15 protein-coding genes and 1 other RNA gene are annotated in these 22,020 nt (G+C 49.8%); 10 read left to right on the top strand and 6 right to left on the bottom strand.

What is annotated here, in order from left to right:
* Positions 1-382: 382 nt before the first annotated feature.
* From F1728_RS04255 to F1728_RS04240, 4 genes are all read left to right on the top strand, one after another.
* Positions 383-1,192 carry a hypothetical protein gene (locus F1728_RS04255; protein ID WP_155363034.1) on the top strand — a complete coding sequence of 270 codons (810 nt, stop codon included), beginning with the start codon at positions 383-385 and terminating at the stop codon, positions 1,190-1,192.
* Between the two features lie 239 nt (positions 1,193-1,431).
* Complete coding sequence (locus F1728_RS04250) at positions 1,432-2,598, top strand: hypothetical protein (protein ID WP_155363033.1); 1,167 nt, start codon at positions 1,432-1,434, stop codon at positions 2,596-2,598.
* Between the two features lie 676 nt (positions 2,599-3,274).
* Positions 3,275-4,432: a hypothetical protein gene (locus F1728_RS04245; protein WP_155363032.1), complete on the top strand. Its 1,158-nt coding sequence runs from the start codon at positions 3,275-3,277 to the stop codon at positions 4,430-4,432.
* Between the two features lie 1,091 nt (positions 4,433-5,523).
* A complete protein-coding gene (locus F1728_RS04240; protein WP_155363031.1) occupies positions 5,524-6,429 on the top strand; it encodes a restriction endonuclease in 906 nt (301 codons plus the stop codon).
* Positions 6,430-6,431: 2 nt separating this feature from the next.
* On the opposite strand, the gene F1728_RS04235 is transcribed toward F1728_RS04240, so the two are convergent.
* Complete coding sequence (locus F1728_RS04235; RefSeq protein WP_155363030.1) at positions 6,432-7,139, bottom strand: hypothetical protein; 708 nt, start codon at positions 7,137-7,139, stop codon at positions 6,432-6,434.
* A gap of 178 nt (positions 7,140-7,317) precedes the next feature.
* Between F1728_RS04235 and F1728_RS04230 the strand changes: the two genes are divergently transcribed.
* The gene (locus F1728_RS04230; protein WP_194242679.1) at positions 7,318-7,539 is read left to right on the top strand and encodes a plasmid mobilization protein; all 222 of its coding nucleotides are present in this window, start codon (positions 7,318-7,320) and stop codon (positions 7,537-7,539) included.
* A gap of 663 nt (positions 7,540-8,202) precedes the next feature.
* The gene (locus F1728_RS04225) at positions 8,203-9,525 is read left to right on the top strand and encodes a reverse transcriptase/maturase family protein (protein ID WP_155363028.1); all 1,323 of its coding nucleotides are present in this window, start codon (positions 8,203-8,205) and stop codon (positions 9,523-9,525) included.
* A 355-nt stretch (positions 9,526-9,880) separates the two neighbouring features.
* Here the strand turns inward: F1728_RS04225 and F1728_RS04220 are convergent, their stop codons facing one another.
* Positions 9,881-11,338 carry a hypothetical protein gene (locus F1728_RS04220; RefSeq protein ID WP_155363027.1) on the bottom strand — a complete coding sequence of 486 codons (1,458 nt, stop codon included), beginning with the start codon at positions 11,336-11,338 and terminating at the stop codon, positions 9,881-9,883.
* A gap of 560 nt (positions 11,339-11,898) precedes the next feature.
* Positions 11,899-12,255: a transfer-messenger RNA gene (gene ssrA / locus F1728_RS04215) on the bottom strand.
* Positions 12,256-12,617: 362 nt separating this feature from the next.
* Here ssrA and F1728_RS04210 point away from each other — a divergent pair.
* Complete coding sequence (locus tag F1728_RS04210) at positions 12,618-13,679, top strand: alpha/beta hydrolase family protein (RefSeq protein WP_155363026.1); 1,062 nt, start codon at positions 12,618-12,620, stop codon at positions 13,677-13,679.
* Positions 13,680-13,726: 47 nt separating this feature from the next.
* On the opposite strand, the gene F1728_RS04205 is transcribed toward F1728_RS04210, so the two are convergent.
* A complete protein-coding gene (locus tag F1728_RS04205) occupies positions 13,727-14,905 on the bottom strand; it encodes an LptF/LptG family permease (protein ID WP_145039209.1) in 1,179 nt (392 codons plus the stop codon).
* A gap of 468 nt (positions 14,906-15,373) precedes the next feature.
* On the opposite strand from F1728_RS04205, the gene F1728_RS04200 reads away from it, so the two are divergent.
* Positions 15,374-15,688, top strand: coding sequence for an Hpt domain-containing protein (locus F1728_RS04200; RefSeq protein WP_155363025.1), 315 nt, complete (start codon positions 15,374-15,376; stop codon positions 15,686-15,688).
* An 8-nt stretch (positions 15,689-15,696) separates the two neighbouring features.
* Here F1728_RS04200 and F1728_RS04195 read toward each other — a convergent pair whose 3' ends face one another.
* Positions 15,697-16,029 carry a hypothetical protein gene (locus tag F1728_RS04195; RefSeq protein ID WP_155363024.1) on the bottom strand — a complete coding sequence of 111 codons (333 nt, stop codon included), beginning with the start codon at positions 16,027-16,029 and terminating at the stop codon, positions 15,697-15,699.
* A gap of 211 nt (positions 16,030-16,240) precedes the next feature.
* Here F1728_RS04195 and F1728_RS04190 point away from each other — a divergent pair, with 211 nt between their 5' ends.
* Positions 16,241-16,729: a hypothetical protein gene (locus F1728_RS04190; protein ID WP_155363023.1), complete on the top strand. Its 489-nt coding sequence runs from the start codon at positions 16,241-16,243 to the stop codon at positions 16,727-16,729.
* 9 nt (positions 16,730-16,738) lie between these two features.
* Here the strand turns inward: F1728_RS04190 and F1728_RS04185 are convergent, their stop codons facing one another.
* A complete protein-coding gene (locus tag F1728_RS04185; RefSeq protein ID WP_155363022.1) occupies positions 16,739-18,760 on the bottom strand; it encodes a hypothetical protein in 2,022 nt (673 codons plus the stop codon).
* A gap of 512 nt (positions 18,761-19,272) precedes the next feature.
* On the opposite strand from F1728_RS04185, the gene F1728_RS32070 reads away from it, so the two are divergent.
* On the top strand, positions 19,273-22,014 hold the full coding sequence (locus F1728_RS32070; protein ID WP_261344506.1) for a VWA domain-containing protein: 2,742 nt from the start codon (positions 19,273-19,275) through the stop codon (positions 22,012-22,014).
* The last annotated feature ends 6 nt before the right edge of the window (positions 22,015-22,020 follow it).

Raw genomic sequence — 22,020 nt, 5'->3', positions numbered from 1 at the left:
TGATTTCCCAAGTCAGGAACTAACTTGCAAAACTTGTCAGATAAGTCGTTTCTACTCTCCTTCAGAGAGTATGTCAGGCCGGATGAAATCCGGGCCTGAGACAAGACTCGCAAAGAAATGAATCAGTGTTCCTTCTAAGGAGAATTCAGTTCAACCGGCTTTGATTCAATGTAAGACCACCGCGGAACATTTACTTCACGAATCGAGGCAGTAAAATGAAACTTCAAATCCGGATTTTAAGATGCTTTCAATGTGCGATTTCATCTTCTGTATGCGTGGGCGACTTGTCGCCACACATACTCTCTAGGGAGAGTAGAAACGATTTACTTGACAACTTTGTCAGGTTAAGTCCCCATAATTTCAGTTCGAAGGGGGCATGATCATGGAATCGCAGAAACCCAAAAGCACCATTGATTTCAAACTAACACCGAAGGCCAAGTCGACTTCTCTCTTATTACTTCGACATTGTATTCTCGACAAGATGCCCCAGAATTACGGCAGTACCGATCTGGCGAAAGCTCAGGTTCTGTTGAATGCCTATCGGTATCAATACTACAGGGCGATTACGGCCCAACCGGAGAATAGGCGAGCTTATACTTACGCCTTGAACTGCCCTCCGAGTGGGTTTAACGCTCTTCCGAAGACGAAGACCTGTAAGAATCCGAAGGTGTGCCCCTGGTGTTTTGTAAGACTTCGGTTGGTAAAGGCCTACCGGGCGTTACTGGCAGTGCCAGTATCGGCACGTGAGGGGTATCAGGTTGTTGCATGGGGACGTGTTACTTTAAACGATGAAAAATTACCATTTCTGCGATCTAATTATGGTCCTCATACTTGGTGTGAGGCCTTGGTAACCGTCCAGATGGTTGTACCGTTCGTGAACGAGAATGTTCCACAAGGTCAGCCCAAGGTCCAGCTATGCCATTCTGGCATTCAGATCATTCCAAAAGACTGTGAAATTTCGAAAGAGCTAAACAGGTACTGCATTCGTCCAGCTCTTAAGGGAAAAATGTTTGGAAAAGTCACGCATGACAACATCATTAAAGCCATGGTGGCTGTGCTCCGGCTTGAGTGGATGGCACTTTACCGTCCACACAATCTGGATGCGTTTGAGGGCCTGGTCAATGGATTTAAGCGATCACAGCTGATCCGTATCAGCCCGTATAAGGCTGATACAGCCGACACGGCGGTTTGACCTGGTTCCAGCTTAGATAACTCCCAAGCCGCCGCAGAGACGTCTGCAGGCGGCTTTTTCACGTCCCTGGCAACAGTCTCAAGTCGCTTTTGATTTACCGTTGGCGATTCCCTCACAGAAGCCAGTTTGTGTTACGCCGGTACGATATGCATAGAGTGAGTCCCAGGAGCAATTCACAGGCCTTCTCGGAAGAGGGCAACTCAGGGATTTCTCAAGTATCCATTAACAGAAGCGGAGACATGTCAATGCCAGGTACAAAGTTCGTTAAACGTCAAAAGAAGAAAAAGGAAAAGCAACTCAAACGTCGAAAGCGTCAGAAGCAGGAGGCAGTTCACAAGGCTCAAAGGCAGCGTGCCTGTCGCTTTCCTAAGTTTGTGGTCGAGCCTACCTTAACGGCAGACCCTGAATTCATTGATGCAGTGTACGCTGCTGCTCGAAAGGTAAACTTCTATGATTGCAATAATTTTGACGACTTCGATCGTGAGTTTTGGGAGGCGATAGCCACAATGGGCTTTCAATATGTCAAGCACGTTTGGAGGAAAGCGGGGCGGCCCTTTGCGGCAACTTCAAAAAATAAGTTAGACTGCTTATATGCAGTGACGCAGACCAAACTTGCCGAGGCTGTTTATTCCCAGATTCCGGCTAGCATTAAAGATCGGTTCATGCCCCATCACCACTTCATTATTGAACCAAGGGACAAGGTATTACAATTACACTGCCATGGCCTGATGACAAAGCCAACATCTCGAGGAAATATCCATTTCAGTTTGCAAACGCCATTTCTTGAATCTGATGCTGAAAAGCGGGCACTGGGATTTACGACACACGCTCTGGAGCGAATCTGTGAGCGGATTGCCCCTAAATGGAAAATCGAGTTCGTACAGCTGATGGATTTTGTTCGCTTTGTAGTGGACGTGCCTCCGTTTGAAACTACCCACCTACATGGAGTACAACCCGCGATTGTGTTATTTGCAGTTTGTGGAAATCCGCACACAACTGTTCATGGGATCTACGTAAACGAGATTCTTGGGCGTCAGAATTTCGATGTACATGGTAACGAGCCTGAGTATCGTCTTGGGTATTGCCCAATCGAAATTGATGGTCCATTTGCGGTAGCCAAGACATTCCTGCCACCCGGGTATAAGGGGACCCCAGAATATGACCTTCTTCACGGTAGCGGACTTGGGAGCAGCGAAAAGACCAGGTTGCTGTCACTCGCTAAAAATCATGTGCGGGATCACGACCAGGCTGAAGAATGGATACCGCTGGTGAAATGGTTTCATGAAAACGGTATCCCGCAGGTAAGACAGGGGGTTCAAAGCTACGATGAAATCCTGGAAATGCGTCTTGACGAGACGCGGAAAGTGTTTGAGCCCATCGTTAAGCGGTTTAGCGAGAGCGTGTGAGCCAATTGATTTGATCTGTAGCTGCCATCAGCTGGATATTCATGTTACTTGGTGAGACAAGTAGATAGCAGACGCCGGAAACAAATTCGATGTCTGCTGTGTGAGGCATCTCAGGGACATGGATATGGGCTTTCAATTTGACACGGGAAGAATTCTATAAATACAAGAGATCTCTGTTCTTGTGGGATTTTTACCAACCAGGGGAAGGAGTCATTTGTGTCCGGCATTCTTTCTGGCATCGGCTTGAGAACGAGAAAATTAAAGCTTTGGTCCTATACCATTTTGAGCCCTGATACAAATATGGAAGAATCTTAATTAGGCTTTTTGACAATCATGGACACTTTTACGATGTTTTTTGGGAATGATTATAGGTGATCGCGACTGATAAGTATCAGTCCGTAGGAGGCTGATATGGCCGACACGTCTGGTTGGGTTGGTTCCAGTGTTAATAACTCCAAAGCCGCCGCAGACTCGTCTGCAGGCGGCTTTTTAACGTTTCAGGCAGCATCCTCAAGTCGCCCTTGTTTTGCTGCCACGGATTCCCTAACCGAAGCCAGTTTGTGTTACGCCGGTTCGATATGCATAGAGTGAGTCCCAGGAGCAATTCACAGGCTCGTTCGACAGAGAGCAACTCAGGGATTTTCAAGTATCCATTAACAGAAGCGGAGGCAAATCAATGCCGGGTACAAAGTCAGTTAAACGCCATCAAAAGAAAAAGCGAAAGGAACTCAGGCGTCGTAAGCGTCAAAAACAGGATGCAGTTCGCAAGGATCAATGGAAACGAGGCAGTCGCTTCCCGAAATTCAAGGTCGCATCGGGTTGTACGGCAGCCCCTGAATTCACTGATGCGGTTTACTCTGCTGCCCAGAAAGTCAACTTTGAGGATACCAAGTTCTTTGACAGCCTCGACAAAAAGACTTGGAATTGTGTGGCTCATTGTGGCTTCCACACATTTGAAACATTATGCGAAATTGTGAACGAGGAACGTGCGGAATTTAACCCCAATGCTGGGGACGCCTGGCTACAGGAAGAACAAAATAGACTTTCGCAGGCTATCTACTCACTGATCCCTGAAAGCATTAAGAACCGGTTCATGCCTCACAATTACTTTATCATTCAGCCAAAAGATAAGATCATTTTTTTGAATTGTCAGAGAGTGATCTCTCAGAAGACCTTGCAGGGAAATATTCATTTTGGATTGAACACTCCATCTCTTGAGGTTGCGGAGGGCACGAAGCATCTTGTTTTCACTACGCATGCTCTAGAGCGGGTCTGTGAGCGAATCGCTCCCAGATGGAGAACGCACGTTTCAGACCTGATGGATATTGTTCGATTTGTAGCGTACGTACCACGGGTTGAATTGACAACTTTGCACGACAATCAACCTGCCGTTGTTCTCTTCAGGGCCTGCGGGAGTTCGATCTATTTCACGCACGAAGTGTATGTGGAAGGAATTTTGGGAGAGCAGAATTACGACTCGGACGACGACTGCTTCGAGTATCGCCTGGGATATTGCCCAATTGAATATGATGGTCAATATGTAGTAGCCAAGACATTTCTACCACCTGGATACAACGGCACCCCTGAGCATGGGCTGCTCCTCAACTGCAAACTTCCGAAAACTGATAAGAATAAAATGCTTTCGCTCGTGAAGAATCATGTTCGAGATAATGAACGAGCTGAAGAATGGTTACCACTGGTGAAGTGGTTTCATGAAAATGGTGTGCCACAGGTACGGCAAAGGGGCCAAAATAATCAGGAAATCCATAAATCGCGATTCGTTGAAATGGGGAGTTTACTCAATCCAACTGCCAGATCCTGGCGAGATGAATGAGCCGAATGAATTTCAGGAAGACATAGCCGATCGTGTGGTTCGTCTTCGTAAACAGACAAAATCCGTATCGAACGGATACAATCATTTCAAAAATGCGTCAATACGGCGTCGACGATTACAAAAAGTCAAATTAAGGACCTTCCGTTTTTGTATACAGGGCTCAAAATGGTATAGGGCCAAAACTTCATTCGGTTGGTTCTGTGAATGACGTAAGAGAAACATATCGGTTACAAATGACTCGTGACTCTGGGAGTTGGTAACTTCTATTAGAACAAGAACTTCTTGCATTTGTGGAAGCCATCCAGCTTCAAGATGGAGGCCATGTCCACTGTCTTTTAAACCCCTCAGACAGCCGATCGGATAGATTGGTGCCGTCGTCTGACTGTTGGTTTTTTTCGATTCTTTAGTCTGACTGTATACCATGAGTCCCCGGTTGCTGGCAAAAAACGATGGTCGTTAGAGCAACATCACTTGGCCCGAAGGGCAGGGGCGTGATCTGCTTACCCGGGAGGCCCTCCGGCACCGCTGGAGCAGCCACCGGCTTCAGGCGGAGATTATGGCTCGCCAGGGAGGTTGCCGTAAACCGACTGTGATTATTGGAGAGGTTTTTGTAGGGCTGTGAATCAGAGCTCTCGCTTCCTGGTCAGCAACACAATTGATGCTGGGGCGGTCAGCTGACTTCTGCAACGTCTCCGTGTGGTGACGTCGGGCTATACATTTTCAGGATCTGCTTACCGATGTTGTAACGATTCATGATCTACTTGATCCTGGCTTCTGGTTGGTGAAATATATAAATTCCGGATTTTAAATATATGGAGGGGGGGGAATCACATTGAAGATCCCGCAGGCGATTAAACAGGCGGTCGATTTTTGATTATTGCGGTGTCTCGTTCTGTTTATTGTTGTGCTCAGACCAGCTAAGTGGGATATTGTTCAGAATAAAGCCATAAACGTAGTGATATTGTTGTCGTGGCAGCAGAATCACAGCACTACATAACCTTGATTGTGAGTGTGGAGCGACAATACTTATGCCTGTGATAATTGAACAAGGTCGAATCGCATCTCTTTCGAAATAGTAGACTGGGCCAACCGTGACAATCCCCGACTTTCAAACCATTATGCTACCGCTTTTAAAACATATTTCTGATGGAAAAATTCATACAGTTCGCATATTGAAAGATACCTTGGCGGATTATCTTGAGCTCTCTGATGAAGAGCGACATAAGTTGTTGCCGAGCGGACAGCAAACTGTTTTCCATAACCGTGTCGCTTGGGCCAAGACCTATATGGAGCGTGCTGGATTATTGGAAACGGTCACTCGAGGTCAATTCACAATAACAGACCGTGGTCGTGAAGTATTAAATTCCTCAGTAGATCGAATTGATCAATCATTCTTACTCCAATTTGATGAGTTTAGAGACTTTAAGTCACGTGATAAAAATGATGATGAGACCACAGTCGAGAAGAAGACTGAGATAGAGACACCAGAAGAAGCATTACAGACTGCATACAAGCAAATACGTGAAGATTTGGCAGCAGATTTAATTTACCAAGTGAAACGAATGACTCCGGTCTTTTTTGAAAAGCTTGTGCTGGATCTGATGCTTGCCATGGGGTACGGAGGCTCTCAGGATACCGCAGGTTCATTAACCGTTGCCGGTGCCGATGAAGGTATTGATGGTGTAATAAATGAAGATCAACTCGGACTGGATATTGTCTATCTGCAGGCCAAAAGATGGGAAAACCAGGTCGGAAGACCCGAGATTCAGAAGTTTGTAGGTGCCTTACATGGTAAACGGGCCAGGAAAGGCGTGTTTCTGACGACCAGCACGTTCTCCCGTGATGCTCATCAATATGTTGAGACAATTGATCCCAAAGTTGTGTTGATAGATGGCAACCGTCTCGCTCAGCTTATGATTGACTTCAATGTCGGTGTGAGTACAGCTCAGTCATATTTCATTAAGCGGATTGATTCCGATTATTTTATTGAAGATTGAAATTATACTTGTTGTTGGAACCTGCTGGGGAACTTCAATCTGTTCCGGCGTAAATGCGTTACCATCCTTCCGGAAAAGCCACAGCCAGGGCTACCAGTCTTCGCAGCCTTATGAGAGCAGGCCATGGATTCTGTAATGACTGCATTCTGTAAATTCAGGCCACACAATATCAGGATCTGGTTACCGATACCCGAATCGACCGCAACCGGTCTGGACCAGCCCGCCTTTCTCAGATCACGCGACACAATCCGCCCGACCCAGTAGGCAACTTCTTTCTCAACATCCGTCGCCGAACAGTCTGAATCGCGTACAGGGTCAATGTCGATCAGCATTAAATGTCGACACTGAATGTCTGATTTCTTTGCTGGTTGAGTATCTGAGCCTGGTTTCAGGCAGTTCTTCGCCCGGTTATGGCAAGATGGTGTGACTGGGTTCAAGCTGTAGAAGATTGCAGTGGCTTGGCCTGAATGTTGCTTCACATCCTCCGCAAGCTCATTCAGGTGATCCAAGTCATAGAAACCGATGAGGTTTCCGTTAGGTAGGAAGTCCACCTCCTTGACGAAAACCTGGATAATGCTCCCAGGGGCATGAACAAATTGCAGAAATTTTCTTGCACTGTAGTTGAGGCGGTTATCCTTCCTTTCGGTTTGGCTTGCAGGCCCATTATTGTGAGAAGCATGCGAATCGTATTCGCTCTCAGGTCTGGTCATATTGAAAACCCTGAAACAAGTGGTGCGTGAGCCCACTCGTTGGGCCTTCCTAACGGAACTGGTGATTTTGCCGTTGACTGCTCAGGTTGAAATTGTATCATGAAAAACGAATTGGTCAACACACCCCATATGGGTGTTCTGGCCGCATGACAAACAATGATATATGAATGAGAATCCAATGGCAAAGAAGAAAAGTGCAACCACTCAGGAGAACGAGAAAGAAGTCTACCTGAAAGTCAAACTGTCAGCAAAAGAACGCAAGCTCATCAAGATGGCAGCAGCCGAATGTGAAATGTCCATCAGCGACTTTATGCACGATGCGATCATGAACCGGGCCGAACAAGATACAATGCGATTCTACCAACGCGAAATGACACGAAAGAAATCACCAAAGAAGTAAGATCATTTTGAATCAATTTAAAATCCGGAATTTAAATTGAGAAGATCACGAAAACAAATGAGCCCCAATGAAGCGAAATGAAAACGAATGTTTCCAGTTCTGCCTAATTCCTTCCCACTGACCTATTCAAGCCGATCCACAAGATCCGCATCGGGAGTACACGACTACCGAGGAATAAATCAGCATCCCAACTCGAACAATTTCTCGGGCACCGAGCTCTCTTTCGAGAATTCGGTTCCACAAGAGAAATACAGTTTCTGAACAGGGGATGCAGGAAAGAACAAAGGCAATATCTGTTGATCCCGGAACCACTTTAACCCTAACAGAAGGAGGACAATTCATTCCCTGGATGGAGAGGGAAAAGATAAAACAACAATATTACACCACAGGTGACTCCATCTACTCTCGATCCGCATAGCCAATGAATGAAAACTACCAGGATCTGTTTCCGGTCATTTTCTCTAGACCATGTGTTGATCCCTACTCTTAACTATTTTGGGCATGTTTAGGCCGGTCGAGGGGAAGCTGAAGACAGGAAGGCGGGCCAAGGCTCGCTTTCTTAATAAGTTCGGCTACCGCCGTAACCTCATTTTTTCAGCCGGGGCTGGGTAGACTTGCTCCGCCCCGGTTCTTAATTCATTCATTCCATGAAAGGCCCAACACATGCCCTATCAATCCGTTTCCAGACTACGCCACAATTACCTTCAACGAGATTATCTCGGTAACCGATCCGAATTCGTTGACCCCATCAAGTCGTACCACGAAGACCTCAACCAGTGGGCTCGCACCGCGAAAAAACGAATGCATGAACACTGCCAGTGCCTGCTAAAGGCTGCTGCTAATCCCAGGCTGCTGGCCGTTGCGATCAATAAAATTGGTCGGTATGAAATGCTCGGCGATATTGCAGAATTAGCTGATCCAAACTGGTTTCCCTGGGATCAACTGCGTAATTTGCAGAAAGAAGTTCTCAGTGGTAGCTTTCGACGGGGGAAATACCGCAAGGCTAAGATTCCCAAAATTGGCAAAGAGGGTTTCCGCACTATCGAGATTCCCGACGATTCGAGCCGCATCCTTTCCCGAAACCTATGCACGCTGCTTACACCGATGCTGGATCCGAATTTCTATGACCTGAGCATCGGCTTTCGTCCCAGTCGATCACTGGCTCACGGCATCGCCGCGGCGAAATTATTGGTGGATCAGGGGAAGCACCATATGGTCGTCTGCGACGTCAAGGACGCATTCGGATCAGTTCCCAAGGCTCGACTGCTTAAGATCCTGCGATCACGTCTCCACCAGTCCCCTGTCATAGGGTTGATCGAAGAACTTCTGGACCGAAAACGGAAGCGGGGGATTCCACAAGGACTAAGCCTGTCGCCATTGTGTTTAAATGTCTATCTCGATCACTACTTTGATCGCTGGTGGAACGAACAATTCCCTGGCACGACTCTTGTCCGCTATGCTGATGACATCGCTGTTTTCGCCGACACGAAACAAGACGCTGTCAACGCGTACGGGGCCATCTGCCAACGCCTTCAATCTGCTGGGCTTCAGGTCAAAGAAAGTCAGCATGACGCCATCTATGACCTCACCAGCAATGATCACGTACTATGGCTCGGCTTCAATCTCAAGCTCAATAACAGCGACCTGAACGCAGTACTGGGGCATTCGGCCTGGGACAAGTTACAAGCTTCTCTGCTGGAGATCAGGGCCAGACTGAAAAAGAACAAACTCAGACTGGAACATGATGTGTCTCAATCAGGCTGCCAGTGGCTGGTCCAGAAATCCATGGCCATCAACGAAGCCGCTATTCCGGCTGTGGCCGATCAGATTCGCCAGCTTGCCGCCCACGTTGGGCTTAATATGGCACCTCTGACTGCAGAAGAAGCCCATGAAGCATGGTCGCGAGGTCAGGAGTTCGGGAAGCGTGCTGAGAAGGATGTAGCTGAGTGGATGCAAAGTCAGGAGGTTGCTAAAGTTGCAACATAGTGGTTTTATTCTCTGTACGTCACTTAATCTCAATGGTCTTGGGTTTAACTGAACCAGCCGAACACCGAGATATCAATCACAAGTCCCCGGGTAGGTCTGCAGTTATTTGACCATGTTAAAGAGCAGGGGGCATGCGTAATTTTTAAGAGTATTGCCATTTTCTTCGGGAGGCGGGCTTGGTCCGGGATTGGGAATCCACGGCTTCATGTTACCGTCGGGATGAACCGTAAATGTTCCATTCGAAGTTAGAGCTCAGTGGGACAAAGTTCCATTATTATTCTCTTGAAAGGAAGCAAAAGGAGAGAGAATTCACCGATTGCCCCAGGTTAGCTCGAATTACTTGCTGAAGTGACTGTCAGGTAGCTGGCGTAGTGACTTCGTCGAACATCGGCTGAAGAGCCTGACGATATTCTTTTTGGGCTTCGAAGAGATGGGCCCAGGGGCGATTCGAGTAGTGCTTATAAAGCAGCTTGTCGCCCTTGTGTGGGATTCCATGTGCCAATGCGACGCTGGCGATCACGGCCCGGTTCTGGTCACTGCCGAGCCAGTTGCTGAACTGATCCCGAAGGGTACCAAAGGGAAGTTTTGGTATCGCGTCCTTACCTTCCGCCTTAGCAACGCGTGTCCGCAGGCGGCTCCATTCATTTGAAAATGATGACTGGGCATTTCGGGATGAATCGCGATACAGATTTGCTCCTTTGTCCGTAAGCATGATTCGTTCGGACGACTTAAGATCCCGTTTAATTCGTCGCTGAAGATCTGATTTCCACCACTGAATCAATTGAACTGTCTCTGGCCACAACCACCACCAGCCGACTACGTCTGTCTTTGGCCGCAACAGTCCGCACCAGGAATCATTATTGTCGCTGGTGATCTTAAGGCCTTCATTTGTCCATGGATGGGGCTGATTCAGAAACAAGTCTTCCCATTCGACCCGTCCAATTTCTGCCGCACCATGGGCACAGTTGAGGCACCATACTATCTTGAGTCGCTGTGCAGGCAGAGCGTGCTTATATAAAAGTTTAAGGTGATCGACGCTGAATGTCTTAATTTCGATATCATGGATTGACCGTCGGTCTGAGGGCAATTTTTGGACCTTGGTCTCGATCAGGTCAAAATCTTCAGGTCGACGCCAGGCAAACTTGTCTGAGGTGTGGAGCCAGATAAAGAATCTCTTGAGTTCACCGATGTGACTGGAGCAGTGCTTTTTGGAAAGTGGTTTGTTTGTTCTCAGGTTCAGCGGACGATTTCTCCAGAAGTCATAAATTTCCTGGCAATGCGTAAAGTCCAGTATTGCCAGGGGCAAGTTAGGTTGTCGTTTCTGAAAGTTCTCAATCATACCGAGCATGTAGTGGCCGCTACCGTCAAACTCACCAGCTTTGGTAAAGTGTGCTTTTCTATACTTGGAGTATTCTTTGAGGGCCTGATGAAAGGTTCCTGAAATAAGCGGGATCTTCGTTTCGGGGGACTTCTGTGAACGGACCTTTGCTGTTGTCGCGATTGCCTCTCTGGCTGTCTGTTCATGGAACTGGGCCGTTTCTTCAACTTGACGCTGCGACATGGTCCATGGCACGGATGGATAGGCTTCCGTCAGTCGGTTCAGCAGCTTGAACGCATCCTGCCAGCGTAAATCACCAGTCGTTGGTGGGTGCGACTCAGGAGGCCCCGAAAACAGCTGGGCGATATGTCCAAAGCGGTAATCAATGCGGTCTTCCTGATAGATGGATTTCAGCAGTTCGGGCAATGGCGGTAGTGGGACGGGTTGAACGCCCTTTTTAATTTGCTCGGCAATCCATAAGGCCAGGGGGACCATTCAGCTTCAGCTCCCCCCGTAGTTACACCGCCGTTTCGCCCGCTGCTGCCGAAAGGTGGCCACCCGTGAGACGATAACCCCTGTTCGGAGTCGCTGACAGAGGTTTCTGCAGTCAGTTGCCATTTCCGGAAACGCTTCGCTTCATCCTCCAGGGCAAATTCTGGGAGAGTTTCCACGATTCCTGGGGTGATGAAGACTTGAGCGTGTTGGAATCGCTCATGGTCATTCCATAGCTCCCGAAGCCGCGAAATACGCGTTTGCACTTCCTGATGGGTAAGACCGCGGGGAAACCGCCACCGCTTACCTTGAAGGAAAAAACGTTCCCCCTTGGTTTCGCCGTTTCGGCCCGATTTCTGACGGCTGTGCCGCCGCGTGATCTTTCCGTTGGGCTGGCTGATTTCGACCTCCGAAGCTCTATCCACTAACGTCTAATTGGACCCAGGAAACCGCTTAATTGGACCTCTAATTGGACCTATTTAACGCTGGAAAGCTTTGAAAATCAAGGGATTAGCCGTAAATCAATGAAAAAGGCCAACTTGCGATTTCTCGCAAATTGGCCAAATTGGAGGCGGCGGGAATTGAACCCGCGTCCTGTGAACCCTCAGCTAAAGCCTCTACGTGCGTATTTTATCGTTTGAGTCTCGTTTCTTCGGGCACAACAAACAAAGCCTTTCGGAAACCAGTCCACCACGAATCTCGCATCAGACGGAGCGGACATTGATCTGATGCCAGTCTGATTTTGTGACCAGCCTTCGGACTCCTCAGACAGGGATTCCTAAGCCGGGGTTGCTAAATTAAGCAGCCATTGAAAATTGCTTGTTTGCAATTATGTTGTGATCAGCTTTTAACGTGGCCAACTGATCAACCACGGCACGCCACCCTAACATACGGCGAACCAGTCGAATCCGATCGCCCCCGTAAGCAGGAGTACGTAATTACTACGTCAAATCCTGTCGGAAAGATGAACTCTTTTTAAGAATTTCTTTCCAATCTACTCTTATTATTATCAGCAGCGGTGCGGGAGTCAATTTACTATCTTTCCCGAAAACGCTGATATTAAATAATTTAGTGAAATTCCAAGCCTGGTGACGAGCTTTGATTTTCGATCTCCAGACAAAAAAACGTTTTCCAATGACCGGGACAAGTGCCCTCGGTTGAGGCAGAATCGGTCTACTGTTTCCCGTGCTTTTGGCGTAGAATAGGCACAGCCTCCCGAGACTCTCACGGAGGAGAATCTATCCCGTATTTTCATGTCATAAATCAGGAAGTTAGACTGACAATGCCGATTCCACAAACCTTAAAACTGCATCGTCGAGCATGGAGTATGCTCTGGGCTGTTCTGGGCTGCCTGGCCCTGATCTCACCTGCTGTGCAGGCTGAATCCAAGCCGATGGAACCTCTGTATGTGGACATTCCAGAGCAGGGGGAGGTTCGCTTTGAAACGACCAGTAAAGAAGATCGGGTTCCCGAGCGGTTTCACCTCGATCCGCATACGTTTCCTTTCCAGTGCCAGTTCAAACGGATGAGTGGACCGGTCAAAGTGTATGATGTCAGCTTTCCATCACCTGTGAAGACAGAGGTGAAAGAAAACAATACTGTCCACGGGCATTACTATCAGCCTGAGGGAGAGGGGCCCTTTCCAGCATGTGTCTGTCTGCATATTCTGGGCGGAGGTTTTGAACTGTCAGAAATGTCAGCTAACGCGCTCGCCCGACAGGGGATTGCAGCACTGACGATTAAGATGCCTTACTATGCCCAGCGTCGGGGGACCGGCGAATTCAGTGGCAGACGCATGATTTCATTCGTGCCGGAACATACCGCTGCAGGAATGACTCAGGCCGTGCTGGATATCCGTCGTGCCGCAGCCTGGCTGGCCAGTCGGGAAGAAGTTGATGCAGACCGTCTGGGAGTGACCGGGATCAGCCTGGGCGGAATCATGTCTGCCTTGTCCTCAGAAGCGGAGCCGCGGTTTTCCAAAGTCGCGATTTACCTTGGCGGAGGAAATCTGGCGCTGGGAATCTGGGAGAATCCGCATCCGCATGCCCGGTTGTTCCGCAAGCAGTGGCTGGAACACGGGGGCACGTTTGAGTCGTTCGTGAAAATCATGTCACCCGTCGATCCGCATACTTACGGACACCTGTTGAAAGACCGGGATGTGCTGATGGTGGCTGCCAAACACGATGAGATTCTGCCTCCGTCAACCTCAGTGGCGCTCTGGGAATCAATCGGGAAGCAGCCCGAACTGGTCTGGCTGGATGCGGGGCATATTTCCGCTGCCTTGTATATCTTTGGCGAGACCCAGCGGCTGACGACGTTTTTCTCGAACTGGGAAAAGAAGTAAGTCAGACTTTTGAACCAGCTGCGAAATCAATGCTGCTGGACGATTTCTTAGTTCCGCAGCACTTTTCGCAGCATGTGGATCGCGACGATCAAGAGACCTGCGTTGCCCAGCCAGAGTGACCAGCTCGGTTCGATTTTGCCCAGTTTCGACAGGTTCATCATCAAGAGAACGATGGGGTAGTAGAACAGCAGGATCGGCATAAAGACCAGGAAGAAGCTCGTGAGGAACTGTCTGCGGGCCTGGGCGATCGAAAAGGGGCAGCCGACCAGAACGAAGAAGAAACAGCTGCAGCTGAGAGCAAAACGGCTGGAAAGAGCGGTCTTCAATTTGTTCTTGCGTTTTTCCTCATGCTGATTCTGGGGGAGGTCCGCATTGACTTCGGGAGACTGGAAGCGTTCGAATTCGCCGAGTGCCAGCAGCATGCCGACTTCGATATCGCGTTGAAATTCGAAGTCACTCTTTTTGTTATCAATGTCGCCCAGTTCTGATTTAATGGAACGGACACTCATATGGCGCGGCTTGGCCGTCGAGGTCTGACTGGGCAGGGGGAAGGGGAATGAATCCTTCTCGACGTAGAACCGGGGCTTCCCGGGAAAGTCAATGTGTCCTTTTGCCAAGTGGAGGATGACCTGCTGGTGAGTGAGGTCGAATTCCAGGGTCGCTTCTTCCGCCTGCAGGTGGACCGGTTTTTTACCAGGGGGCGAATAACGAAACGTCGGCACGAGCAGCGTTTTGTCCCTGACCCCCATAACGGTGATGGAAATGCCGCTGTTGGGATCATGAATCTGGTTTTGGGAACGCAGTTTTTCCAGGAAAATCGTTTCCAGCTCGGTGGCGATCGTATTCTCGATGTTCTTTTCCGCCCAGGGAATGATCTGATCACTGAGCAGCAGCGAACTCAGGCTCAGAAATCCCCCCAGGATAAAGGAGGGCCAGAGCAATGAGAGTACATTGATGCCGGCCGCTTTGGCTGCCGTGATTTCCTGGTCACCCGAGATGCGACCGTAAACCACACAGACCGTCAGCAGGAGCGTGGCAGGGATCGTAAAGGGGAGCATGCTGGGAACGATAAAGGGCAGGATTTTCAACACCAGCAGCGCACCCAGTCCCTGGCTGGTGGCTTGCTGGAAGGCACCAACAAAGACCAGCAGGACGGTTAAGACCGTGATCATCAATGTGAAAACGCGCAACAACTCAAAAAGTATATAGCGCTGTAACAATCGCATGACTGGTGAATTAAATCTCAGGAGTAAGAGAAGGGGAGTAAATCCGGGCTGCTCTCAGGACTTGTTCTCGAAATCGCTGTAACAGACTCAATGGTCGGAACTTTGACCAAAGCTGTATAAGTCAAGATGCAGGATTGAGTCAATATCAGACCCCTGGGTTGTGAACGCATGGACAATGCGTTCCCGACAGGCCGCAGTTTGGGAATCCGGCACTATTACAGCCTGTTTTTGAGAACCTGTTGATTCAGGTATCGGCAAAACTGATACAAACGCGACATTTAATTCACTCGAGCGACGTACTTCATATGTAAACTGGATAAATTGAGCATTTTTTCAGCAGGGACCAAAGTTCAACCTATTAATTAAGGAGAGTTGTTATTTCGCGACATCGGACCCCTGAGATGGGGCGCGGAATAGGCCTACCAGGGCCGAAGAGATTTGCCAACTTACTTACAATGGAACAGAGCTATGTTAGACGCTTTAGAAAATGCCCCTGTTCGCTCCGCGTTTTGTGATGATGAGGATTTCCAGGAACTGATCGAGATGTTTATTGATGGCATCGCTGAGAAACAGCAGATTCTCAATCAGGCCAGCATTACCGATCAGCGGGAGGAGATCCAGGTCTTGGCGCATCAGTTGAAAGGTTCGGGAGCCGGTTACGGATTCGACGAACTGTCCCGCATTGCAGCGGAACTGGAGCAGGCCTGCAAAACTGGAGATCCGGTCATGATCGTCCAGCACAAGGAGCTGCTCTCGCATTATTTAGGTCGAATTGTACTCTGAGAGCCGGTTCACGATTCCAGACGCTCGACGCTTCTGGTGAGGGCAACGATGCGGGTGATCAGCGTTTTGGCCTTTTGTACGCCGGGCTGTCCCATGCCTTGTCGGTCGAACAGAATCGATGTTTTGTGATGACTCTTGTACTCGGGCTGTACTGATTTGACCTCGGCACAAATGGACTGCCATTCCGTTAAAAGTCGGTCCGGGAGACCTGCTGGAGTCTGCTCAGCCAGTTCCAGGATCTGGTCAGAGCGGTCGAGCAACAGATGGCGTGCATCGTAATTCGCTACCTGAAACTGCATCACGAGAGTGGACAGACTGTTCTGGAATTCGGGGAGTGTCATTCTGCATGACCTTGTCGTATCGGGGGAGAGACTCTGATTTTTCAGGGTTCTTATTGACTGGGCCTGTCAATTATTAGTAAATAAGTGCATCCGCTGTTGCTTCCTGAGGTTCAATCTGACAAATTGAAGACTTCAGATTATTTAAACAGCTTAAAAATCTGCTTAACAGCACACAAAGCATAACAAAAATTGATTTTATGGGGAGTCTCTGATGTCCAGGTTCAGCCAGATCGCGATGGGTTTACTGCTGCTTGCTGCAGGCTATGTTCTGGGAGCTTCTCAGAGCTTCCAAAGTCCAACGCTGCATGCCCAGCAGAACTCAGGAACTCCCACCGAGGAAACCGAAGATAAAATCAAACGGGGTGTGAAACAGCTGGTAGAAGCACAGTCAGCCCTGGAGCAGGAAAACTTCATGCGGACCGCGACCAAAGGTCTCAACGCGTTCGCGACCTCTTGCGGTGGTGTGAATGCCCTGGAAGATCTGGAAGCGGGAAATGGCGTTGATCCAGAAACCTTTGCCGGTCTGTATGCAGGTCTGGCGAAACCGGATGTGGCAACTCACCTGGGACGCGACGATCAGGGAAGAATCACTTACAAAAACAAGATCGTCCGGATGTATCCCGTTTCCCGACTGAAAAAACTGTTCGCCACCCGTCTGAAATACTCGGGAGAAAACCAGGACGACGCGACCGGATTCTAAAGGTGAAACTCACTGCCGGGGGGCCGTTTCTACTTCTGCCAGACGCGAGCCTGAAGAGGCAGGCAGATCGATTTTGGTCTGTACTACCAGTTGCTGACCTGCCTGCGTTCGAACCACGGTTTTGACCAGTAGACTTTGGCTGGTATTGTCCCGTTTTTGTGTCGCTATCGGCACTCTCAATTGAAATTCAGAGACATTGCCTGATTCGTTGCCGATCGTTTCCGGTCTGGAAATCTGAATCTGACTGGCAGTCGTGCTCGATAAGGTTTCCGGCAGGTCTTCTGTATTGAAGTGTCGTGGCCGCCGATCGGACCGCGAGAGACCAGGGCCAACATACTCGGCGCCAATCAGAGCTAATTCCGACTGTGCCGGGTGATGGCAACGCAGCCTGATTTCGATGCTATTTGTCGCGTTTTGCTCCGAATCAGAAGTAATAACGAGTTCTGCAGACAATGATGTCTGTGGCACGCTGCGGGGGATTCTGACCAGTGTCAGCTGCATTCCGGGAAAACCGCGCACTCTGATCGTTGTCGGGACGTCCAGTTTCTGATCAGCTCTCAGATGTATGAACGCCGATGCGGTGGATGAGATTTTTAACGTGTATTGATCGTTGCCTGAGAGATCCCAGGTGCGTAAGGCAGGACCTCCCAACAGGAACCTGCCACAATGGAGAGGGGACGCGTGTTCTGACAGACCCGCATAGGCGAAGCGACTCTGCAGTGCCTGACTGGCCAGTGAAAGTGACCACTGACGAAAGAGCTCCGCAAAGGAAACCTCTGTCAGGTCTTCCAGTTTGTCGACGCCGGTCAGGGGATGATGGGTGAATTCCCAGGTGAAACGCTGCCGGGGATCGAGTTCATTACACCATTTGAGAAACAGATTCACCGCACCGCGGCAGCCATGGTTACGCCAGAGACGAGCCCGATAGTAGTCAGGGACAATCAGCGGGTATGCTTCCGGCTGGCAATAGAATTCACTGATGCGGTAATCCCGGTTGGTAAACCCAGGCTCCATAATGTGGGCAATACCCTCATTCAGCCAGTCCTCTTCATCCAACAGCATGTGTCCCAGGTACTGTTCCTGTCTGATGCGAATACTGGAGACGACAGCGTGAGTGACCTCGTGGCTGAGCAGGTCGAACAGTTCCTGACCTGGTTTGAGAGCGGAATTGAGATACAGCATGTCACAGTGATTACTGAATGGGGCAGCGACCTTCTCTCGAAAATCGCTGGGGCGCACGAAGCCATTGATCGAAGTTTTGCCTCCCTGGAGTTTTCCCAGCCAGGGGGAGAGCAATACGGTGAACCGGCCGTTCTCGTCCACATCGGTCAGGGAACCGCAGTGTTGCGCCAGATGGTCCAGCACCCGTTCTTCCAGTAAATTGATGACTTCATCGATCAGCCCGGCTGCCAGCTCTGTTGGCTGCTGCTGCTCATCCAGGTAGATGGCTACGCGCGGACTGTGCTTTATCAGCTTGCCTGTCACACGGGTATATTGTTTTTTGTCCGAAAGGTCTCCATCTGTCACGAACAGGTAGAAAGAGCGTGAATCCTCGGGGGCCGGTTTGTCGGTCTGGGTCTCGGTTTCCCGGTTCGTTTCACTGGAACGAGGTGCTGCGCCTACAGGGCGAACCTGGTCTGCCTGTTTTTCATAGAACATCGGAGCGTTCTGGAAGTAGCAGCCCGAAGCTGTCTGCTGTGCAGGATCCCTGACGATTGACAGCCTGATTTTTTCTGCTTTGGCTGGATCCCACTGGAGATTGTTGACAATGAGCAGGTAGTCGTCGCCCTTTTGCATCGAGAGAGGAAACCGCGGTCGGTTGTGGAACGTCACGATTTCGACCGGCTGTTCCCAGTCGACAGGTAGTTGATCTACGATGACGGGTTTGCGGGCTTTGACCTGCCTGATGTCATTCTTACTGAGTTCCGTTTCCCCGGAGGTACGGATCGTACTGCGTAAGACTCCCCAGCCCAGTATCAATACAAGAAGGCACAGCAGGACTGCGGTTTTGAAGGGGAATCGGGAGCTCATGGATTGAACGGGGAGACGCTGGGATGCCTCCCGATAATACTGATCTGTCAGTATGTTTAGTGTGTTCCAGCGACAGTAACCTGGAATGTGGAGTGACAGGAACCGAGGTCTCTCTCAAAGATCGACCATTTGCCAGGCAGGAGATGAGCAGAATCCCCCTGATGCATGAGATGGCAGGGGCTGTAGTTACGACTGAAGTCTGAACAATTGAGTAGATGAAACCCGTTGTAACAGAACTGGTTGGTGAAATCGGCGGGTTCGCTAAGTGATCTGTGACCCTTAATTTCCCCATAATCGGACTACAAATTGCGCGGATACTTCAGTCAATGCCGATGAGGCCTTTTCAACTCGCATCAAATTTGGAGAATTAAGAGAAAATCGGGGGAATTTCCTTCAATGGTGTCCGAGACTGTATATAGAATGCACAGTTGAGGAGAATGCGCAAATTGGCAATCGTCAATCCTGGCTTAAGTTCGAGCATTCTTACCTAAGTTACTCGGGAGAGAGAAATCATGTCGCGATCCAGATTTGGAATCACAATGTTTGTTTGGGCAGCCGCTGCGATGCTGCTATGTACTCCACAGGGGTATGCCGAGAACTCCGTTCCGGAAATTTCAAACATTGGCCAGATCCTCAGTTACCGAAACACTGCAGGTGAACAGTATTACGCCCTGCGATTCAAAGCCGATCGTCTGCCGGCCTCCAGTCATGCTGGTGAGCAGATTGCGGTTTTGTTCGATACCTCAGCCAGTCAGGTCGGGGAACATCGTGTTCAGGCTCTGGATGTACTGAAAGCCTTTCTGACCGAGCTCCCCAACGACGCGACTGTCGCCATTTATGCAGCGGACGTGCAATGTACTCCTTTCGTGAGCGAATTTGTGCGTCCTCAGAGCCGTGAAGCGAAACTGGCCGTTGAATCATTGGCCACCCGGGCTCCACTGGGGGCAACCAACCTCGGTCAGGCCCTCAAAACCGCTTTCCAGGGGCTGCAGAATGCACAGCCTCGCTCCATCGTCTACATTGGCGATGGCATGAGTTCTGCCCGTCTGATTTCTCTCCCGGAAATGGCACAACTCACCCAACAATTTGCAAGCAATCACATTCCCGTACATAGCTACGGCGTGGGTCCTCGCAAGGACCTGCAGATGCTGGATACACTGGCCGTTTACACCGGCGGTATTGTCCTGACCGACCTGGCCGAAGGAAAACAGGATCTGCCAACCATCGTCGGCAAAGAACTGGCCCAGGCCGTACAGGCTCCAGTATTCTATCCGGAATCAATTCGAGTCTCTGACAAACAACTGCACCTCAACACAACGCGTGCTCTGCCTGTCCGCTCAGATCGTGAGACCATCTACCTGGCTCGCGGCGAGATGAACGGCAAGCTGACTGTTGAATTGAGCAATCGTCAGCTCGAAGGTATCTGGAAATTCAACGTACCCGCATCACAGGCCGTCAACAGTTTCCTCGCAGTTCCCTGGGTGAATTATCAGTCAGGTCAGGAACTGGGAGTTGCTTACGCTGGCCAGCGGATGATGAATCTGGCCCGTACCTCACATGAAGAACACATGGCTCAACTGGAATTCGCCGGGACTCAGGCGATCCGTAGCGGAAACATGGAACAGGCTGCTCGTCTTGGTAACATGCTGCAGCAGTTTGATCCCGGCAACTCCCGTGCTGACTCCCTGTTGAAGCTCTCTCAGAAATTCCAGAACGATCAACTGGCCCAGGCTGATACAAAACAGCCTGCCGGTAACGCTCCTGCACCAGCGACTCAGAAAGCGGATCCTCAGCCGCCAATCGATGACGCCATCAGCAAAGTAGAGCAGCTTCGTCAGATCAAGGGAGCCCAGATGAAAATCGAGGTTTCCAATGCCATCGAAGAGGCACGTCAGATCTCCACCGATAATCCGGATGGTGCTCTGGGAGTTCTGAAACGATCACTGAATTTCCTGAAATCAACCTCTGATATTGATATCGATCTTCGTCAGCAGCTGGAACGTCGCCTGAATAACATGATGGTCGATGTCCGCAGCCAGATGGAAGTCGCTGAAACACGCAGAATTCGCCAGCAGCAGCAGATTGCTCAGCTGGAACAGCAGAAACGTCTGGTCGACCAGGTTCTGCTGGAAGATGAAAAACTGGAGCAGCTGATCGACCGCGTGCGTTCGCTGATTCAGGACGGTAAGCATGGTAACAGTGACGCCTACGAAGAGGCAGAAGCTGTCTCCCGTGTTGCTGTGAATATGGAACCGGGTAACGGTCCTGCAACAGCAGCCCTGTTTACATCAGAAGCTGCAGGACAGCTGGATAAAGTCTTCCGCATGCGTTCGCTGCGAGCTGACCGCTTTCTGGAAACGTTGTACCAGGTTGAGCTTTCACACGTTCCGTTCCCGGATGAACCTCCGATTCGCTGGCCATCCGCTCCGGTCTGGACCAGCCTGACAGAGCGTCGTAAGAAATGGGCCGCAGTTGACCTGCATCAGAACAGCCCTGCTGAACAGCGTATCTTTGAAGAACTGCAAAAAGAAACGGAAGCCAACTTCCCCGACATCCCACTGTCTGAAGTAATGACTTACTTCTCGGAACTGCACAACATCACGATCCTGATTAACTCGAATGACCTGGGTGAAGATGGTTTGACAGTTGATGAGCCGGTCAACGTTTCGCTGAGTGGTATCAAACTGAAGAGTGCCTTGAACATTATTCTCAAGCCCATCGGTCTGACTTATGTCATCGAAGACGAAGTGATGAAAATCACTACGAGTGCCAAGGCTGAGGAAATCTACAGCACCCGGGTTTATCCGGTCGCTGACCTGGTAATCTCAGTCTCGACACAGCAATCATCAGTCGGTAGCAGCCAGGGTGGCTTTGGTGGCCAGCAGGGCGGCCTCGGTGGTGGTCAAGGTGGACTTGGTGGTGGTGGTGGCTTTGGTGGTGGCGGCCAAGGTGGCTTCGGCGGCGGTGGCGGTGGTGGTCAGGGCTTCTTCAATGTTGCTCCTGAGATGCTGATGATGAACAGCGCTCCTCCACAGAAAGCCAAAGCGAAAGCTGCTCCCCAGGGAAAAGCTGCAGCTCAGAAACCAGAAATTAAACCAATTCAGGATGGAGAAATGAAAGCCATTCTGGATGGGATTCTGGGAGAAACTGAAACCAATTCCAAGCCGGCACAGTTCCAGGTTCAGGACAAGCCTTTTCAGTTCAATAACAGCACCATCGAACAACTCAAAAAAAAACCAGTAACGGTGCAGTAACAGGGA

It is taken from the genome of Gimesia benthica (assembly GCF_009720525.1).
Lineage (GTDB): Bacteria > Planctomycetota > Planctomycetia > Planctomycetales > Planctomycetaceae > Gimesia > Gimesia benthica.
Note: the sequence above shows the minus strand (reverse complement) of the source record. Positions and strands in the feature narration are given on the sequence as shown.